The following is an 18,460-nucleotide window of genomic DNA, read 5'->3' as shown; positions in this document are numbered from 1 at the left end:
GAGTGATGAATAAGTTTTCTGTGAGTCCTCATTCCCAAGCCTCCTCCTCAAACAAGAGAGAAACTAGTATCTAATTTTTTAGCTCCCCTCCTTTTTTAAGGAGGGGAGCTAGCTTCGTTTCTAGCTCTAGTGTCCTTTTTTGTGGGAGGCTGGGGACTAAGGTTAATACCCAAAAATCTCTTTTAGGGTAAGTTGTTGTACCTGACCATACTTGGCCAGCTCTTTAAAGTTTAAACGATCCTTCGAGCCAATGACCAAAATGGTTTGGCTTTGGCCCTTCACTTTAGCTTGCTGAAACTTCTTTAGGTCGTCGAAGCTCATGTTTTGAGTCTTTTCGTACACGTCGCGGCGCACATCGTAGTCGAGCCCGAGGCGCTTGGCGCGCTCGTAGCTGAACAGCACGTCCGACTTGGTGATGCGCTCCGTGGCAATGCTGTTGCGGATAGCATTTTTAGCGATTTGCAGGTTGGCTTCGGCCATCGGCATATCCGTGAGCAAGGCTTCCATGCCGGCCATGGCCTCGGGCAACTTGTCGTTCTGCGTTCCGATGTAGGAGAGTAGGTAGTTGGAGCGGCCTTGCTTGTCGGCGTTTGCGTAGCGCGACGTAGCCGAGTAAGCTAGGGCCTTGCTTTCACGCAACTCCTGAAACACGATGCTACCCATGCCGCCCCCGAAGTACTCATTGTAGAGGCTCACCGTTGGCACCAAGCTCTTGTCGTACACGTCGCCTTTGGTCAGGAACAGGATTTCGGCCTGCACCATATTGTAGTCTACCCAATACACCTTGCGGTCCTTCATGGGCTGCTCGGCAAAGTCTTTCTGCGGCGGGGTAGGGGTGAGCTTAGCCGGGATACGGTGACCGGTGTTAAGCACCGTTAGTAAGCCATCCGTCTGGCGCGGACCATAGTACAGAATGCGGTGCTGGTAGCTGGTCAGCTTCTTGGTCAGCGCCGTGAGGTCAGCAGGCTTCAGGGCCTTTAGCTCTTTCTCGGAAAGTTGGCTCGTGAACGGGTTTTTTTGGCCGTACTTGGCGTAGTTCACCATCGCCTGGCTCAAAATTACCTGCTTGTTGAGCTTGGCATCCTGGCGCGACTTCAGCACACCCGCCACCATGGCGCTCAGCGCCTGTGCGTCGGGTTTGGGGCTAGCTAGCAACGTTTCAAACAGCTGCAAGGCCGGCTCAAAGTTGCTGTCGAGGCCGCTGAGGCTCACGAACACGCGGTCTTGGCCGCTCGATACGCCGAAAGAGCAACCTAGCTTGTAGAACTCCTGCTGAAGCTGAGCGGCCGTGTATTTGTCGGTGCCTAGGTATTGCAGGTAGTCGGCGGCCAAACCTAGCTTGGGGTCGTTGTTCGTGCCAATGTCCAGCACATAGAACAGGTTGAACAGGTTGTTTTCGGTGTTCTTGGTGTAGAACACCGGCAGACCCGGCTTGAGAGCTAGCTCCTGAATATCCTTTTTGTAATCCAGAAACACGGGCTCCAGCGGCGGCGTGGGCAACGCGGTTACTTCCTTGTAGAATGTCGACGCCACTTCGCGGTTCACCGGTACGGGCGTAATAGCCGGCTTAATCACCTTAGGCGTGCTGGTGTCCTTGCCCGTGCGCTTGTACACGAGGGCGTAGTTGTTGCCGTAGTACTCGTTGGCCACGCGCAGCACATCTGCCTTCTTGATTTCCGAGAAGTCGTCGATTTGCTTCAGGTAATCCTTCCAATCTTCGCGGGCAATGAACGCCGACACGAAAGCACCCGCGCGAGCCTCGTTGCTCTCGTAGCTCTTGGTGCGTTGCAGCTGCTCGTTGTTGATGATGGCCGGAATAAGCCAATCGGGGAAGTTGCCCTTCTTCACCTGGTCGAGCTGGGCGAGCAGCAAGTCACGCACGGCTTCCAGCTTTTGGCCCTGGCGCGGCGTAGCGTACAGAATATGCGACGAGTAGTCGTTGTTAAGGTCCGTGAACGAGGCCGCCTGCAACACGAGCTGCTTCTGGTTCAGGTTCAAGTCGATGAGGCCGGCTTGCCCGTTCGTCAAGATCTTGTCGATCATACGCAGCACGTTGGCATCCTTCGAAGCCGTGCCGGGGAAGCGGAAGCCGATCATCACGTTTTCGGAGCTAGGTCCCACCACTTCCTTCACGATGGGCGCCGTAATCGGCTCTTCCTTCGCGACGGTGAAGCTAGGTACCGGCTTGTTTGGCAACTGCCCGAAGTACTTGTCGATGATGCGGATGGTCTGGTCGTAGTCCAGGTCGCCGCTCAGGCAAAGCGCCACGTTGTTGGGCACGTAGTACTTGCCGAAGTAGTTCTTAATCTCCGTAATCGACGGATTCTGTAAGTGCTGAATCGTGCCGATGGTGGTTTGGGTGCCGTACTGGTGCTTGCGGTAGAGGCTAGCATTCAAGGCTTCGTATTCCTTCGAAAAGTCGTTGTCGAGGCCCCGGTTCTTTTCCTCGTACACGGCTTCTAGCTCGGTGTGGAAGAGGCGCGGCACCATCTCGCGCATCCGCTCACTCTGGATAGCAGCCCACTTCTCAATTTGGTTCGACGGAATATCTTCCTGATATACTGTCTGTTCCACCGAGGTATAGGCGTTGGAGCCTTTCGCCCCGATGGCGCCCATCACCTTATCGTACTCGTTGGCCACGGCGTACTTGGCCGCCACGCTCGAAACGGAGTCAATCTGGTGATACAGCTTCTTGCGAACGGCCGGGTCGGTTTGGGCGCGGTATTGTTCGTAGAGTGCTTCAATCTTATCAAGCTCCGGCTTTTCGGCCTGCCAGTTTTGGGTACCTAGCTTTGAGGTGCCCTTGAACACCATGTGCTCCAGGTAGTGCGCTAGGCCCGTGGCTGTGCTAGGGTCGTTTTTGGAGCCGGCACGCACGGCCAGATACGTCTGGATGCGTGGAGCGTCTTCGTAGTCGGAGAGGTAAACCGTCAGCCCGTTGTCGAGGGTGTAGATGCGCGCCTTGAGCGGGTCGCTGGCAACGGTTTCGTATTTGTATTCCTTCGCTTTCAGAACCGGCGCCTGCGAGGCGGCCGTTGGCGCTGTCGAGGTGGTGGGAGCAGCTGGTTTGCTGGTCTGGCATTGGGTGGTCAACCCAAGCGCCGCAAGGGCTGGAAAGAGAAGTCGAAAGGGTTTTTTCACGGAAGTTCCGGAGCAGAAATAGGGCAGGGCAATAAGAAATCAAAGATACTGGGTAGGCCTTGGAATTAAAAGCTGAGGCTAAGCAAAGAGCGGCTGAGTGCCTGAGTGAACGTTGTCCAACATCACTCAGGCACTCAGCCGCTCAGGCACTCTTTTCTTAAAAGTCCGTGTCCAGACCTAGCTTCTGTTTCATATCCAACAGGATGGGAAACTTATCGGCTAGGTACTCAAACTTATCCGCCGAGGTGTAGAGCTTGCGGGCCGTTGGCGCCTGCTCCATGAGCACCGGATGCACGTTCAGGCGTGGGTAGCCCGTGCGCTGGCGCAGCTCGGTCAGAAACTCGCTGCGGAAGGCGTTGAACTGATCGATTTGGATGGGGTTGTCTACGGCCAAGCGAATGACGTGCTGATCATCCACCGTCACGGGCCGGTTCAGCACGATGTATTCGCTCATGCGGTCCTGGGCACGTCGGTCCTCCTTGATATCGTTCCAAGCTTTCTGAAGGACTTCTTCATCGATGACCGGCAAGCCCGTTACGGGGCCGCTCGGCTCATCGTCGGCTACGGGCGTGGCCTTGGCCGCGCTCATCTGCTGCGTCACCTGCGCTTTCAAATCCTTCAGGCTCGGAATCTTGGAAGCTAGGCCTGGCAGCTTGGCCGTGGTAGGCAGTGGCTTCTGCATACCCGGCGGGGGCGGGGGCAACCGCGTGGTGGTCGGTTCGTGGCCGGCTACGCTCGGCGCGCCAATATCGACGTGCGGGCTCGTATCGACGACTTGGTGGTGAACCGTTGGAATATCGGCCTCTTCGTCTTCGATACTGGGCGTTTCGTGCAGCTCTTCCACGCCGCTCTCCACCGGCACGCTTTCCTCCGGCGCGGCAGGAGCGGAAACAGTTGCCACCGGCCTAGGCGCAACAGGTTGGGGCGGAGCCATCGGCCGTGGAGCCGGGGCCGCCACTGGTGGTGCTACCCTCGGAGCCGACTCGACTGCGGGTGCAGCACCAACCACCGGGACGCTAGGTACTGGAGCAGGTGCACTTGCAACGGGCGCACCCGTTTCTACGCTAGTTTTTTTTTTAGCCTCGCCGTTAGTGGCGTGGCCGTTGCTGGTACCTAGGTCGCGGGCAAACTGCACGGCGCCATTGAGGTAAGCTAGCTTCATCAGCGTAAGCTCCACGTGGAGGCGCTGGTTTTTGGCTTGCTTAAACTCCCGGTCGCACTGGCTCACCAGGTTCAGGGCCGAGAGCAGGAAGGCTAGGGGAGAAGCCTGGGCCTGTTGCACGTAGCGCGCTCGTATGCCTTCCGACACTTCCAGCAGCTGCACCGTCACGGTGTCTTTGCACACGAGCAGGCCGCGCAGATGCTCAGCTGCACCCACCACGAAGTTGTGGAGGTCGAAGCCGTTCTGCATCACCTCATCCAGCAGCAGCAGGGCCGCCGAAAGGTTTTCCGTGAGCAGCGCGTCTACCAGGCGGAAGTAGTACTCGTAGTCGAGCACGTGCAGGTTCTGCACCACATCCTTGTAGGTCAGATTATGACCCGAGAAGGTCACCATCTGGTCGAACATGGACAGAGCATCGCGCAGACCGCCATCGGCTTTCTGAGCGAGCAGGTGCAGAGCATCGTCTTCGGCGGCAATGTGCTCTTGCGTTGCTACGTAGCGCAAGTGCTTGCGAATGTCCTCGACGCGGATGCGATTGAAATCGAAGATCTGGCAGCGCGACAAAATCGTGGGGATGATCTTGTGGCGCTCAGTGGTAGCCAGGATGAAAATGGCGTAGCTCGGCGGCTCTTCCAGGGTCTTCAAGAAGGCGTTGAAGGCCGCGTTGGAGAGCATGTGCACCTCGTCGATGATGTAGATCTTGTAGCGGCCTGCCTGCGGGGCGTAGCGCACCTGCTCCACTAAGGAGCGGATATCTTCGACTGAGTTATTGGAAGCCGCATCCAGCTCGTGCACGTTGAAGGAGGCGTTCTGATTGAACGCCCGGCACGACTCACACTCGTTGCACGCCTCGGCTTCTGGCGTGAGGTTGGTGCAGTTGATGGTCTTGGCCAGAATACGCGCGCAGGTAGTTTTGCCCACACCGCGCGGACCACAAAAGAGGAAAGCTTGGGCTAGGTGATGACTGACAATAGCGTTCTGCAACGTGGTAGTCACGTGCTGCTGCCCAACCACGCTACGGAAGGTGGCGGGACGATACTTACGGGCCGAAACGACGAAATTCTCCATAGTTCTTCCTACAAAGATACCCCAAAAAGGCGGGCTTTGGAAGGGAACAAAATTAAGCCAGCGTAACGTTTCTACTCCTGAATGCGTACATTTGCACCCCGCTACTTGTGGCGGGAACCGTTCTTTCAAATTTGGGGCTGACCGGAATTGACAGCTTGTGCAGGTCGCGAGTAAGCGTGTCAGGAGTTGGACGAAGCTCTCCTGTGAAAAAATCGCCCAAACAATAAATGGCGAGTATAGCTACGCCATGGCTGCTTAGTCTAGGTACTAAGTAATGCCATCGTCCCGCATCCGTCTTCCCTTTCACGGGTGAGTACGGGGCGTCGTAAGTAAGGGGATAGTCTTGGTGGCACTGCGACATCAAGGCGAAACTCAAGCAGATAAGGGTAACCTATAGGCCTGATGTGCGCCCGGGTTGCCACGAAAATTCAAGCATAGATACACACGTAGAAAGCTCGACGGCTTCCTTGTCTGGACCAGGGTTCGAATCCCTGCAGCTCCACAGAAAACCCCGCTCCTGAATCAGGAGCGGGGTTTTCTTTTTTTCTGGGGTACCAGTGGGGGTAAGGCTGTGAACGGTTCCGTCTTGTTTACTGCTTAGAAAAGAAGTTTTGAGTGCGGCGAGTAAGCAGTATGACCTAGGCTTTGCCGTGTAGCAGCTACCTAGCTAACGTGCCTAATTGGCTTGGCGCTGATCCTTTAGTCGGGTTTTAAGGGAGTCACCGCTGCCCCTTTCTGAACTGCTTGGGATGCCTTCAAGGGCGCCCCGTTGAGGGTGACGTGGTCAAATTTTACGTCTGCGTACTTGTTTGGGAAGGTGGCTGTTTCGGCCGTAGCCTCCACGTTTTTGAATGTGATATTCGACACCTTATCAGTGGGGTTGCCATCCAAGACCGCGAACTGCTTGCATTTCACCTTGATCTTGGAAAGGGTAATGTTGCGAATCGTGCCGAAGGGCTTTTCTGTGCTACCTGCCATGTTGAAGAACTGCGTCCAGGGCGAGAGGGTGACGAGGGTGCCGCAGCGCCCAGTTACGTTTTCGATGGTAATGTTCTCGTACAATTGGTACGTATCGGGGCGCATCTTGAACAGCAACAGCGGCCGGTCGTTTTCTACTTTGCAGTTGCGCATCGTGATGCGATTGGCGTGGATGCATTCACTGCCGCAGGTTAGGTTGGCGTGTACTTCCCCAAAGGTGCAATTCTCCACCAACACGTCTTCGATCGGACCGTTTTCCGGGAGATTTTGGGCATTGGGTCCTTTACCGCCTTTCATAACGATGCCATCATCGTTGACGGAGATATAGCAGTTGCGAATAGTAACTTTCTTGCACACATCAATATCCACGGCATCGGTGCTCGGCGCCTTCACTGGCCGAAACGGCGACCGAATATCGCAGCCGTCTATCAGCACATTATTGCACTGGTATAAGTGCGTGGTCCAGAAGCCGGAGTTGTGCAGCTTTACCTTCTCGATGGTTACGTTGTTGCAGTCCCAGATAAAGAGCAGCCGGGGCCGGTGTACTTCTAGGTTGGTAGACGACTTGCCGATTTTCTGCATGGAGTCGCGGTGCGCCCAGAAGCTTTTCCAGAACCGCAGCCCGTTGCCATCGATGGTACCGGGACCCGTCACCCGAAAGCCGTTCACCTGGTACGCATTGACAAGCGCCGCATAGTAATCCAGCTTTTGGCCCTCCATCCGCGACGGAACTAAGGGATAGTCGGCAATCTGATCGGAGCCTTTAAGCTTAGCGCCTTCCTGCAACCGCAGCTGGGTATTCGGTTTGAAAAACAAGGCTCCGCTTAGAAATACCCCTTTCGGAATAACCACCGTGCCGCCTCCGTTGGCGTTGGCCTGGTCGATGGTCCGCTGAATAGCTTTGGTATTCAGCTGCGTGCTATCAGTGCTCGCTCCAAATTGGGTGATGACGTACTCTTTAGGTGCAGCTGCTTTCGGCGGGGCAACGTCGGGAGAGAAAGACAGGGAGAATGCAGCTAGCCCAAGCGGGAGCAGCGCAACAAGAACTTTCATAAGACGAACAGAAGAATGAACAGCGCAAAGAAGCAGCTTTGCTGCGGGAGCACCGTTCTGTAGTTACCTGATTTCAGCTGTCAACGATGTTGAATTATCAGGCATTGCCCACTACATCTGTTCCTAGCTCTGCCAAAGCCTACCCTCCAAGTTGCCTTCTTGTGGCAGCAAAGTAGCATCATGCTAGGCACGGATACCTGCAGGAACCTAGGTATTGGTAGAATAGTAGCTAGGTCGAATACTGAGCCGCTGAGGGCATACTAACCTACTACGTCAGCCTGTAAAGAGCACAGCGATAAATGCTGTGCTTGTGCTATTAAGATTAGTATATAGGCTAAAATACTTATCAACAGCGTGTGGATAACGTTGTTGATAAGTATTTTAGAGTTGTGTTCCTTGCCTTAAATAACGATTCTGTAGGGCCCTAATAGATAGAAGTAGAGGTACATCAGTGCAGGCCTTTTGTACGTACGAGCCAATGTTACCTACGCAACCTAGCTTGGGTGGCGCCTGTGCCCGGACGAAGCATGGCCGCTTCGCCAGAGGTGCCCCGCATGGCCTGTTTTAGTCCTTCGCTTACCGTATGGGCACAATCCTCTACGTGCTGCTTGATTTGTGCTACCAGCTGTTCTTCGTTGCTGTGCGGAATGAAAACCGCGTCTAAATATTTCTCCATCGGAATGAATGCCGATTGGGAGTGCTCTTGGTCGGGATAAAGTTCTACCGTGAAGTTCGTGATAGTATAGCGGTAGCTTCCCTCGGCGGTGTTCAGCGCGACGAGGTAATGTAGTTTGTAGGGAATACGGAGCCCTTGCACTTGTAACTCATACTCCTGTGCACCGGGGCTGCTTATGCTTGCTTGCGGCTGAGGCCGTGCGTGCTCTTGGCGCGCAGGCAACTGAGAATACTGGCCAAGCCACTGCATCCCGCGCGCGTGAAGCTTCGCTTGGGTCTGACCTCGTAGCAGTACCTGCTCATGGTACGCAACCTGGTGCGTGTCGGAGGTACGCGGCAATTCAATTTCTCCGTGGGCGACGGCGGTGGGGTGGGAGGAAACAACTTGAGCCTGCCCAGACAGGGAACCGAACACGAACAGGAAGCACAGAAGACGCAGCATAGCGAGGTAGCAAGGATAGTCCTTGCCAGGAAAAGCAATACTGTGCCAGTTTACCGCGTGGCTTCCTTATTTGTGCAAATAGCCTCGCACAAAGTGAGCAGCTCTTTCCTTTCGCTTACAGGCAAAAGCTGTCCCGTCAGTTCGTTGCACAAACCTAGCTCTTGTTAATCAACAATAAATAGTGCAGCCCATAAAGGTTGCCTTAGCGGTGCAAGGCCGCCGCGTAGCGGCCTTGACCTAGGTACTACAGCGGACGGCGAAAGGGGCGAAACGGCTGCGAGACTGCACGCGACGCAACTGTGCTGCGTCCGCCATGCGCAGTGAAAAAAGACTCAATAGCTGTTTCCAAGGCCGGTTGATCCAGCAACGATACCGTCGCTACTACATCTTGGGCGGCCAGTGGCGCTTCCAGCTGACTGAGCCGGCAGGCGCTAAGGCCGAAAGGATGCTCAATGAATAGCAATGCTCCATCCTGAGCTTGCTGGTTGTGCCGGTAGCGCCACGCTTGGTTGAACGATGGCCGCGCCGTGTCGCGCTCTTCATTGGTAGGGACGAAGCCTAGGCTCCGCAGGTAAGGATCGGTCATGGTCAGCAAAGCGAAATAGTTAGAGCGTAGGAGATATTTCTGCCGACCAGTTCACCTGGCGCAGCAACACGCGGAATTCGGCTTCCGAAGCTACCCGCCCCTGAAAACTGTAGAGTAGCTGCCCCTGAACGACCTCTAACAAGGTTAGCTCGGCGTCTTCGTACACGATGAGGGTTTCCTGACCGCAGTCACTGGCTCGGCTATAACGTGTTTGCCCCGGAGGAGAGGCATAACGAGCAAAGCCAAACGTTAGCAGTAGTTCGGCGGAAGGCTGGTAGGGGGAGGACATGCAAACAAACCGGTGGAGGCCGCACCACCAACTGGCAGTGCGCAAAGCGAGTAGACCGGATGAGCTAGGCCAGCCAGCGCCGTCGCTTAATAGCGAGGGCTGGTACTGGGGTCAAGCGATGCCCGTGATGTTAAGTTCATTCAGGCCAGAGTACTTTCTAAAATAAGTAGGCGAGCCTACCTAGCTTCCTTCGCTGATTGACAAGCTTCTATGCCTTGCACTAGCTTCTTGCTAGCTGATGGGTGCAGCCAGGAAGCTACGCCGAACGCACTATTTGCGCTTACGGGCCGGCTGGCGGCTGCTGTCATGATAAAAGAGCCGCCAGCACCCTAGGTTGTTCCGCGAAAAAGAAAGCCCCTCTCACTGGCCGCGAAAAGGGGCTTTCTTTCTGCAGAAAAATGAATAGCGCCGAGGCGGTGCTGCGGGTTATTGGCCAAACAACAGGTGTTTGCTTTTCTTGGCCGCGCTGTACAGGCTAGCCCAAACCTGATCGGTTCGATCTAACTGCACGATGGACTCCGTGAGGCGGCCGTAGTTGCTTTTATACACGGTGCGGTGCGAGCCATTTTTATAAACCGAGTATTGCAAGCCAAGAGCTGTTTCGTTGGGAACGATGCGGTGGGGGGCCGTCGGCAGCAAAGGGTGAATAGCCAGCGTGTAAGCGAGCGGACCGGTGAGTCGTAGTACGCCAATGCCACCCGTGCCCTGCCGCCAGGGGCGATACTGATCGATGTTGTGCAGCACCGTCTCTAGCACCGCTTTTAGGAAAGGGTGACCCGGGGCCGCCACAATATGCCACTGCTGGTATTCGCCACCGTCCAGATGCGCTACTTCCTCCGATTGGCCGAAGCCCGCGTGCTGCTCGCCGGGCTTGTTACGCCAGTGTGCTAACACATACTGGTCGTCGGGCTGCAAGAAGTTGTCCAACGGGCCCGTGCAAGTACTCTTGATATCGAGGTAGACCCCGCCGTAGTGGTACAGCAATAAGTAGCGAAACAAATCGGCCCGCGCGGCGCCGTAGCGTGGGTTGATTCGTTCGTAGTAGTGCAAAATCTCCGGCCCGTACTGGTCGCGGATGAAGGCCACAATGTCCGCATCATCATACAGCCGATGCACCCACCCCGGATTTTGCCGCTTGAGACTGTCTACGTTCTCTTGCAGCTCGGCTGGTAGCTTTTTCGACATAAACGTCTGGTGAATAATGCGGGGAATCCCCGAGCCCGTAGCCGTAGGCCGCGGTTGCAGAAGACTACTGATGGGGGTAGAAGGAGCAGACGTCTGATTCATAATAAGTCCCGTTCGAAGTGAGAAAGATTCGGTAATCGCAAGCAAGTGTACGATTGCTTATTCGTGGGAGGAGGCAAAGAGCGGAAAAGACGAGGTCAGACAAGCGCTTAAAAGTACTTTGCTTGTGTGCGCTACGCCTTGAATAATTATCTATTACCAAGAAAGCCCCTGCCGAGATACCTAGCTCAGCAAGGAGGTGAAGGGCGCTGTTCGGCTAAAACAAGCGTTAAAGTACGGCGCAAGTATACTATTTGATATTAATTCTAAATTAAGTATTGCTACGCGGGTGCTACACCTGCTCCTTGGTACTCATGATTTTAGCGTTCTGAGCGGAGGCAAATCGCAAAGCTAGCGCCTACTAGGAAGCTCGTTACCGCATTATTGTACTCGCTTAGTTTGTGCGCTAGCTGAAAAAAGCTGTACTGGAGCGCACGAAAAAGCCCGGCTACTCCACTAGCCGGGCTTTCTGTTTTCAAGAGGAGCGCTGATGCGCATAACTATAACGAGTACAAATATAACTTATATATAATAAATAACAAATATTTATAAATTAAGTTTTACAAAATATTAATCTGCCGGATTTCAAAAGGGTTTGGCTTACGAGCACGCGCCGTGAAATAGCGTTGCCTGCTGCGTATTTTTATCCTTAGCAAGGACCTATCTAGGTCGTTGAGGTAACTTAGCGCACCGAACGTTTGCTGCACGTCAAAAAACACTGCTTAGCCAGAACCCAGTGAGTTGGACTTGTGAGCTAGGGAGTAGTACCATCGGTATGCGAAAGGGGGAGTAGGCTACGTTATAGCTCTCCTTTTCGGCTATTGCGTTCGGCTTTGCTCAGCAGGAGCTAGTCACAAATGAGCTTGCTTTGCGCGAGCTTCTTTTCGCATAAAGACTGAACGCCAGCAAATTGAGGACTTTGTATTTATATAATAAGTAATATATATTATAAAATTTATAGTCACATTTCAAAGGTTTTTCGCCTTTTGCCTAGGTGCATAGGATAGTACTTTTAAGTAGTAAAACCGCTTAAGCTGCCCTCGCACATGAATAAGATTGCACCTACCAAATCAAGCTGCTCCGTTGAAGCACCTTGTGGTTACTATACGATCGATGGAGAATTCGTCGCCGGGGAGGTAGGGCAATATGCATTGTTAGCCGGCACGGCTGTGCTAATAGGCGGCCTGCTGGTAGGAGATTTGGGTGGTGCACTCGCTGCCTTGCCTAGTGCCCTGTTTCTGCCTGCCTCTTAGCGAAAGGCGGTAAAAAGCAGAAAAGCCTCAACCAAGGAGCTGAGGCTTTTACTTACCATACCAAGCACCTGAGAGCGTGCTTCTGGGCTAGGAAATACAAATTCAATGCCATATATATTTAATATTCACTATTTACAGAAATTCACCTGTGGTTCCTTTCGTGCGTGAAGCGATGAGTTACGACCCTAAATACGGTCCCGATGCCCAAACTTCGGCGCAGCGGGCCTACGTGCTACAGCAGATGCAGGCAACTAATCCGGCCCGCTATAGCAAGCTATCTGCTTACGTGACAACGCTTTTGACACGATATGTGGATGGCGAACTAAGCTGGACCCAAGTGCAAGCGCTGCGCGCAGCTGCCGAGCCCCGGCCATTCCGAACCGGGAGACTAGAAGCCTAGCCTAATCGCTGTATCGAAAGACTCTTGCCGACAACAAGTATATTATTAGTGGGTAAGCACCTACAACACGAAGCCTTGTCTTACAGCGACGAGGCTTTTTTGTTGGTATAAAAAACTCCTTTGCGTGACAGAACTACCACTTTGGGTGTATCATCGGCTGCGATATTCACTTCGGAAGCGGTGCGGCCGCTGATTCATCCGGCAGGGGAAGCTCAACGGTGAAAACAGTCCCTTCTCCTTCTTGGCTGTGGAAGTAGATGCGGCCTTGGTGCAGCTCCACAATCGCTTTAATAATGGACATGCCTAGGCCCGTGCTACGCTCCCCGCGCAGGCCAGGGCGCCGGGCACGGGTGAATTTTTCAAAGAGCCCGGCTTGGACTGCTGCCGGAATGCCCACGCCCGTATCAGCCACTGTCACAATGGCTACTCCTGGCTTGTGGGCGATACGCAACGTAATGGTGCCTCCATCGGGGGTAAACTTTAGGGAATTCGAGAGCAGATTCCCGATCGCCTGCATGAATTTGTTTTGGTCAATTTCGACGTACAGCAGTGCAACCTCAGGCGTAAAAACGAAGTGCTTATCTAGCGCGGCCGCTGAGGCTTGGTACTCTTCCATAATCAGGCGCACCTTCTCTACCAAGTCGATTCGCTCGCACTTCAGCTCGACGTTGACGGAGTCCAGAAATTCATGATCTACAAAATCACGAATCAGGTTAACACTATCCCGGCAGAGCACACGCATCTGCTCGATCATGTGCATCAGCTCAGGATTTTGCAGCGGCGCCGCAGCATCGTGAAAATAGTCGCTCATCTGCTGCAACAAGGCTAGGGGGCCGGCGAGGTCGTGGGAAAGGATTTCTAAGGTGGTGTTCTTCTTGGAGTTATACTTGTCAGAGTGCCACAAGGCTACCTTGGTAGTGGTAATATCCTGCACTAGGCCACCCACTTGCTGGCCCGTCGCGGCTTCCGCGAGTTGGTGAGGTGTGACGGAGAGCCACTGATCGGCACCGTCGGGGGTGAGCAGGTGCAATTCGAAGGACTCCTGGAGGCGCCCGGCGCGCCAACGTTGCCAGCAATCGACGGCATGCTCGTAGTCATCGGGGTGCACGCGCGCAAGCAGGGCCGGAAGTTCTTCATTCACTTGGTCGCAGTGCCCGCCTAATATGCGTTCGTAAGCTAGGTTGACATACGCCACGTGTTGCGTGGGTACATCATACACGAAGAACACAAAGGGCATTTGATGCAGGAAGTGCTCGGCGAAAGTAGAGGGGAAGGGCATAAGGAGAGGACGGTCTGGGCGGTGCGGCGGAAAAGATAATAGATTGATTGATAGCTTGCTCGCATTAGCAGAGTCAGATCAATGATCAATCAAGAATATGCTGCGGAAAGCGCAGCCTAGGGTGAACAGTGGCTTACAGATGCTGCCAGATTAGCCAGTTAAAAGTTTAGCTGCGCCACTACCTCCGCCACGATAGCGGCATCCGACTCTAGCAGGGTCGCGTCAAATTCGGTTGGTACAGCAGCTGCCGCGCTCATTACTTGGCGCTTGGCGCTAGTATGAAACTCGTGTGCCCCCGTGTGCTCGGCTAGCGCACGGGCATTGAGAGGCGTAATACCTGCACCAGGCATGATGCTGAGCCGCCCAGCGGCTTGCCGGACGAGCCGAGCTAGCTGCTCCTGCCCGGCCACTGCCGAGGGGTGCCCACCCGAGGTAAGCACGCGGTGGCAACCTAGGTCGATGATAGTTTCTAGGGCCCGGGCCTGGTCGGGGCAGACATCGAAGGCGCGGTGAAACGTAATTTGCATGGAACCGGCCGCCGCGATAAGTGCCTGGCAACACGCCTCATCTATTTGCCCGGCAGCATTGAGGGCGCCGAGCACTACGCCCGCGCAACCTAAGTCGCGGCAGGCCGCAACATCGGCGAGCATAAGAGCTTGCTCGTCGGCGTCGTAGCAGAAACCGCCGGGCCGCGGCCTGATCAGAACGAATGCCGGGATGGTGAGCACCGCTTGCACGCGCTGAATCAGGCCGTAGGAGGGCGTGATGCCGCCTTGCTCCAGATTCTGGCAGAGTTCAATACGTTGGGCGCCACCCTGCTGCGCCGCCCGAGCCGACTGCACGGAGTTAGCGCAGATTTCCAGTATCCGCTTCACGAGAGTAAGTATTCGCTCTGGATGAGCTGCTGCTGGTTGGTTTGGTCGCACACAGCGTAGCTGAAGCCCTTTTGCAGGGCGTAGGCACCGTGTTGACCCTGGGCATTCACCGCAATGAAGCACACCTGGATATCGCGGGCTTTGGCGCCCTTGATCTTGGCGATGCGCTCCACCGCCGCTTTGCAGGCCGCTTTGGGCGAAAGCCCTTGGCGCATTAGCTCCACCACCGTGTGGGAGCCCGCAATCCGGATCACGTCTTCGCCCTGGCCGGTGGCGGCGGCGGCCCCCACGGCATTATCCACGAACAGGCCCGAGCCAATGAGGGGAGAGTCGCCGAGGCGGCCGCGCATCTTGAAGCCCATGCCACTGGTGGTGCAGCTGCCGCTGAGGTTGCCCTGCCCATCCTGGGCGAGCATGGCAATCGTGTCGTGGTTGTTGGCGCCGCCCACGGGACCCACCGTCTTCTTGTTGCCCGTGTTTTCGATGTTGACAACGGGTTTGTACTCACTGGTTTTGAGCCACTCCCGGTAGGCTTTTTCGGCATCGGGGCTGAGCTTTTGCGGTTCCAGTGGAAAGCCCTGGGCCACGGCAAACTGCTGGGCACCCTCACCCACCAGCATCACGTGGGGCGTGCGTTCCATGATGCGCCGGGCCACACTGATGGGGTGCTTGATGCGCTCCAGCGCGGCCACGCTGCCACAGTTGAATTGGTCATCCATGATGCAGGCGTCGAGGGTCACGATGCCCTCTCGGTCGGGGTTTCCTCCCAAGCCGACGCAGCAATTTTGCGAGTCTTCCGTCACCATCACGCCGGCTTCTACCGCATCTAGGGCGCGGCCACCTTTGCTCAGCACCTTCCAGGCCCCTAGGTTGGCGGCCAATCCCGTATCCCAGGTGGAAATGACGAGCGGCTTTTTGGCGGGTGCCGGCGGCAAGCTAGCAGCCTCCAGCGAACGGCCCGCGGCGAGCAGGGCAAGCCCGGTGGTGGAGGACGTAATAAATTTTCGGCGAGTAGGCATAGCGCAAGCAAACGAGGGAGTGAGCCCCAAAGAAAAGAATTTCTGACAGCACCACGACGATTGGGTGGTTTGCGGAAGAGACGACGCACGGATAAGCTCGGCTGCACGCAGCACCGCAGCTAGCCCGCCTGCCGCCCAAAACGCCACGCACAGATGATTTGCCGCTGGTGCCGGTTCATCGGACTTATTCGACGCTTCAGTCACGGGTAGTTGTTCCGCAAAAGCTAGGTCACGAGCTTTCGTCTATTCACGGTCAATCAACTTCTCTTCGCCATTACGCCATGCTGTACGCTGTTCTGTTTTCGTTGCCCCCGACTACTCCCGCCGTACGCCTCCTGCTGGGGCTCCACATTGCGGCGGGAAGCCTAGCCCTGTTGGCCGGATTGGTGCCGATGCTAGGTCGCAAAGGCGGACCGCTGCACGTGCGGGCCGGGCGCCTGTACACTTATAGCATGCTCGTAGTGGCGGCCACGGCCGTGCTACTATGCCTACTGCAGCCACTCACGTTAAGTCGTCTTTTTCTGACAGGCGTGGCTGTGCTCAGCTTCTACTTGAGCTTTACTGGGTGGCGCGCAGCACGCCGGCGCAGTACCGTACCCGCCAAAACCGATCTGGGGCTGAGCGCAGTGGCCACGCTGGTAGGCCTCGGGATGGTGGGCACGGGCATCGCGTTGCACGTGGTGTTGTTCGCCTTTTTCGGCGGCCTGATCTGTCTTTTTGCCGGGCAAGATACGTGGGTAGCTGTGCGCGGCGCAGCTGCCGCTCCGATGCCGTGGTTGTTGCGGCATCTCACCCGCATGGGCGGTTCCTACATATCCGCTACCACCGCGTTTATTGTTGTGAACCTAGGTCGGTGGCTGCCGGCAACGGCACCTAGCTGGACGAGCCTCGTGGGCTGGATGGCGCCTACTTTCGTGGGTAGCGTGCTAATTGGGCTAGCAGTGCGCCGGTACAAAGTCAGGTTGCAGGCCGGAAACCTAACATCCGCGCAGAGGATATGATGAACTCCGCAAAGAGTATGACGTTCTTTCCAGGCTGATTTTAAGGACTGAAAAGCCGCTTCGTATCACATGCTAGGTCGCTATCCACTTTGCTTTTGGCTGCCTCGCCTCCAAATGCCGACAGTATAGTGGCGCCCGATGCCACTTGCCGCTAGCGCGGCGAGAGTTTATTGGCCTAGGCTATGCCCACTGCCTGCTGGGACATGCGTAGCAGCAAATCATCAATCTGCTCGGCACAGCGTTCTACTTGCGCTAGGCCTTGGCGGGCTTCCTCTATTTGCCCCCGCTGATACTGTCGCACCAGCGACTGACCTGTGCTGAGCGTGTCTTGCAGCAGGCGCTCCATGCTGCGTACCTCCGGCGAGATACCGTACTTGGGTTTGAGAACAGTTTCTATCCATTGCCCCAATGGATTGTCGCGCACGGCAAATAGTGTAGCGTCGGGCTCGCGCACCCCGTACAGCACCGAGCGCAGCCGTGATTTGAATAGCACCTGTTTGATCTTCGCTTGTTGAAAATCCAGGGTCGTAAGATCCATCTAAAAGAAAAGTGCTAGTGTCAAAAGGTAAAGAAAACAAAGTCTAGGCCACACTAGGGCGTTGTTGCTCCAGCGTCTGGCGGGCATGTACTAAATCGGTAACGTCGTAGGCAAAAGCCGTAACGCCCGCCACTCGCCCATTCTCGCGAAACGGTTGGTAGGAGAAGTTCAGATAAACTCGGCGGGGTTCGGTGCCAGTGAGGCTGGGTACTAGCAAAGGCACTTCGTTGCCACTCACGGGCTGCCCGGTTTGGTACACTTTGTCGAGCAGTTCAATATAACCTTGCTCCACTGCTTCGGGCACGGCTTGCGCAACTGGGATGCCTTCGGCATAACGGCCTTCAAACAAGGCTAGGTACCGTTGGTTGCCAAACTCAAACCGGTGCTCGGGGCCGCGGAAAATAGCGAACATGGCAGGAGCTTCCGCAAATAGCGTCCGTAAAGCATCGCGCTGCCCTTCGGCGGCCTGGTAGGCTTGGTAAGCCTGATCCGAAAGGGCCGCCTGCTGCTCATTGGTTTCGAGGAGCTCCTGCACCAATTGCTTCTGCTCCTGAATATCCGTGCCGCCCCCGACCCACATGGTCACTTGGCCCTGCTCGTTCAGGTGCGGTACTCCGCGCATCAACACCCAGCGGTAGTGGCCATCGGCGCGTCGCAAGCGGTATTCTACTTGGTAAATGCTGGTGTTGGCAACTGCTTCGGTCCAGCGCTGTCGTACCAAGGCGCGGTCGTCGGGGTGTAAGCTTGCAAACCACTGTTCGCCCACTTGCTCGGCCATGGGCAGCCCCGTGAATTCGAGCCAGCGGGCGTTGAAGTAGTCGCGCTGGCCATCTGGAGAAGCTGTCCAGACCATGGCCGGCACCGACTCTAAAATAAAGCGGGCGCGCTCGTGCGTTTCGGCGAGCTCGCGCTGCATTTGCTGGTTGCGCAGTTCGCCCAAATGCTGCTCCGTAACGTCTTCTGTTTTTTGCAGGATATACCGTAGCTCGCCCGCGGGGCTGAGGACCGGAAAATGCGTTGCCTGCCAATACCTAGGTTCGTAGCCACCGGTGGGTAGCGGCAAATCGTAGCGAATCAAAGGCATCGTATGAGGTGTGTGCGTGTCACGTACCTGCTGATGCGACTGGCGCACCACCGCGCCTTCAGCAGCCGAGTTGGGGGGCCACACGTCGAAAAAATCCAACCCTAGCACATCTTCTGGGCGACGCTGGGGTAGGGAAGAAGCCGCGTGGGCATCGTTGAGGGCGAGAACAGTACCTGCAGGAGAAAGCAGTAAATACTTGTCAGGAAGGGCGCGAAATAAATCGAAGTACTCGACAGAGGCGGCTTCGGCGTTCATGCAATAAGCAACTAAGCGGTGTGAACGGTATTCTACGGTTTAGCTGCACAAAAGTGCAGCAAAATGGCCTTCGCTTCA

14 protein-coding genes and 1 other RNA gene are annotated in these 18,460 nt (G+C 55.6%); 3 read left to right on the top strand and 12 right to left on the bottom strand.

Features of this window, described 5'->3' with window-relative positions:
- Positions 1 to 162: 162 nt before the first annotated feature.
- Positions 163 to 3,141, bottom strand: a complete 2,979-nt coding sequence (locus BXP70_RS21765) for a M16 family metallopeptidase (protein ID WP_086596237.1) — start codon at positions 3,139 to 3,141, stop codon at positions 163 to 165.
- 157 nt (positions 3,142 to 3,298) lie between these two features.
- The gene (locus BXP70_RS21760) at positions 3,299 to 5,371 is read right to left on the bottom strand and encodes a DNA polymerase III subunit gamma/tau (protein ID WP_086596236.1); all 2,073 of its coding nucleotides are present in this window, start codon (positions 5,369 to 5,371) and stop codon (positions 3,299 to 3,301) included.
- A 133-nt stretch (positions 5,372 to 5,504) separates the two neighbouring features.
- On the opposite strand from BXP70_RS21760, the gene ssrA reads away from it, so the two are divergent.
- Positions 5,505 to 5,876: a transfer-messenger RNA gene (gene ssrA, locus BXP70_RS21755) on the top strand.
- Between the two features lie 194 nt (positions 5,877 to 6,070).
- Here the strand turns inward: ssrA and BXP70_RS21750 are convergent.
- From BXP70_RS21750 to BXP70_RS21730, 5 genes are all read right to left on the bottom strand, one after another.
- Positions 6,071 to 7,402 carry a glycoside hydrolase family 28 protein gene (locus BXP70_RS21750; RefSeq protein ID WP_086596235.1) on the bottom strand — a complete coding sequence of 444 codons (1,332 nt, stop codon included), beginning with the start codon at positions 7,400 to 7,402 and terminating at the stop codon, positions 6,071 to 6,073.
- A gap of 481 nt (positions 7,403 to 7,883) precedes the next feature.
- Positions 7,884 to 8,519 carry a hypothetical protein gene (locus BXP70_RS21745; RefSeq protein ID WP_086596234.1) on the bottom strand — a complete coding sequence of 212 codons (636 nt, stop codon included), beginning with the start codon at positions 8,517 to 8,519 and terminating at the stop codon, positions 7,884 to 7,886.
- 244 nt (positions 8,520 to 8,763) lie between these two features.
- Complete coding sequence (locus BXP70_RS21740; protein WP_086596233.1) at positions 8,764 to 9,105, bottom strand: hypothetical protein; 342 nt, start codon at positions 9,103 to 9,105, stop codon at positions 8,764 to 8,766.
- Positions 9,106 to 9,124: 19 nt separating this feature from the next.
- The gene (locus tag BXP70_RS21735) at positions 9,125 to 9,394 is read right to left on the bottom strand and encodes a hypothetical protein (protein WP_086596232.1); all 270 of its coding nucleotides are present in this window, start codon (positions 9,392 to 9,394) and stop codon (positions 9,125 to 9,127) included.
- A gap of 426 nt (positions 9,395 to 9,820) precedes the next feature.
- On the bottom strand, positions 9,821 to 10,681 hold the full coding sequence (locus BXP70_RS21730) for a glycosyltransferase family 32 protein (protein WP_086596231.1): 861 nt from the start codon (positions 10,679 to 10,681) through the stop codon (positions 9,821 to 9,823).
- A 1,422-nt stretch (positions 10,682 to 12,103) separates the two neighbouring features.
- Between BXP70_RS21730 and BXP70_RS21725 the strand changes: the two genes are divergently transcribed.
- The gene (locus BXP70_RS21725) at positions 12,104 to 12,331 is read left to right on the top strand and encodes a hypothetical protein (RefSeq protein ID WP_086596230.1); all 228 of its coding nucleotides are present in this window, start codon (positions 12,104 to 12,106) and stop codon (positions 12,329 to 12,331) included.
- Between the two features lie 166 nt (positions 12,332 to 12,497).
- On the opposite strand, the gene BXP70_RS21720 is transcribed toward BXP70_RS21725, so the two are convergent.
- The 3 genes from BXP70_RS21720 to BXP70_RS21710 form a co-directional block, all read right to left on the bottom strand.
- A complete protein-coding gene (locus BXP70_RS21720) occupies positions 12,498 to 13,610 on the bottom strand; it encodes a PAS domain-containing sensor histidine kinase (protein ID WP_086596229.1) in 1,113 nt (370 codons plus the stop codon).
- Positions 13,611 to 13,768: 158 nt separating this feature from the next.
- Entirely contained in the window at positions 13,769 to 14,485 is a 717-nt protein-coding gene (locus BXP70_RS21715; protein WP_218779839.1) for a copper homeostasis protein CutC, read from the bottom strand.
- Positions 14,482 to 15,504 (bottom strand): N(4)-(beta-N-acetylglucosaminyl)-L-asparaginase, encoded by a 1,023-nt coding sequence (locus BXP70_RS21710; RefSeq protein WP_086596284.1) that lies wholly within the window; start codon positions 15,502 to 15,504, stop codon positions 14,482 to 14,484. Before BXP70_RS21710 ends, BXP70_RS21715 begins: the two co-directional genes overlap by 4 nt.
- Positions 15,505 to 15,785: 281 nt before the next feature.
- On the opposite strand from BXP70_RS21710, the gene BXP70_RS21705 reads away from it, so the two are divergent.
- Positions 15,786 to 16,505 (top strand): DUF2306 domain-containing protein, encoded by a 720-nt coding sequence (locus BXP70_RS21705; RefSeq protein ID WP_086596228.1) that lies wholly within the window; start codon positions 15,786 to 15,788, stop codon positions 16,503 to 16,505.
- A gap of 175 nt (positions 16,506 to 16,680) precedes the next feature.
- Here BXP70_RS21705 and BXP70_RS21700 read toward each other — a convergent pair whose 3' ends face one another.
- On the bottom strand, positions 16,681 to 17,043 hold the full coding sequence (locus BXP70_RS21700; RefSeq protein ID WP_086596227.1) for a hypothetical protein: 363 nt from the start codon (positions 17,041 to 17,043) through the stop codon (positions 16,681 to 16,683).
- Positions 17,044 to 17,086: 43 nt separating this feature from the next.
- Positions 17,087 to 18,382 (bottom strand): PAS domain-containing protein, encoded by a 1,296-nt coding sequence (locus tag BXP70_RS21695; protein WP_086596226.1) that lies wholly within the window; start codon positions 18,380 to 18,382, stop codon positions 17,087 to 17,089.
- Positions 18,383 to 18,460: the final 78 nt, after the last annotated feature.

Origin of the sequence: Hymenobacter crusticola, from assembly GCF_002154225.1 — a bacterium.
In the GTDB taxonomy this organism is placed as follows: domain Bacteria; phylum Bacteroidota; class Bacteroidia; order Cytophagales; family Hymenobacteraceae; genus Hymenobacter; species Hymenobacter crusticola.
The sequence above is the reverse complement of the archived record's forward strand: the minus strand, read 5'-3'. Positions and strand labels throughout refer to the sequence as shown.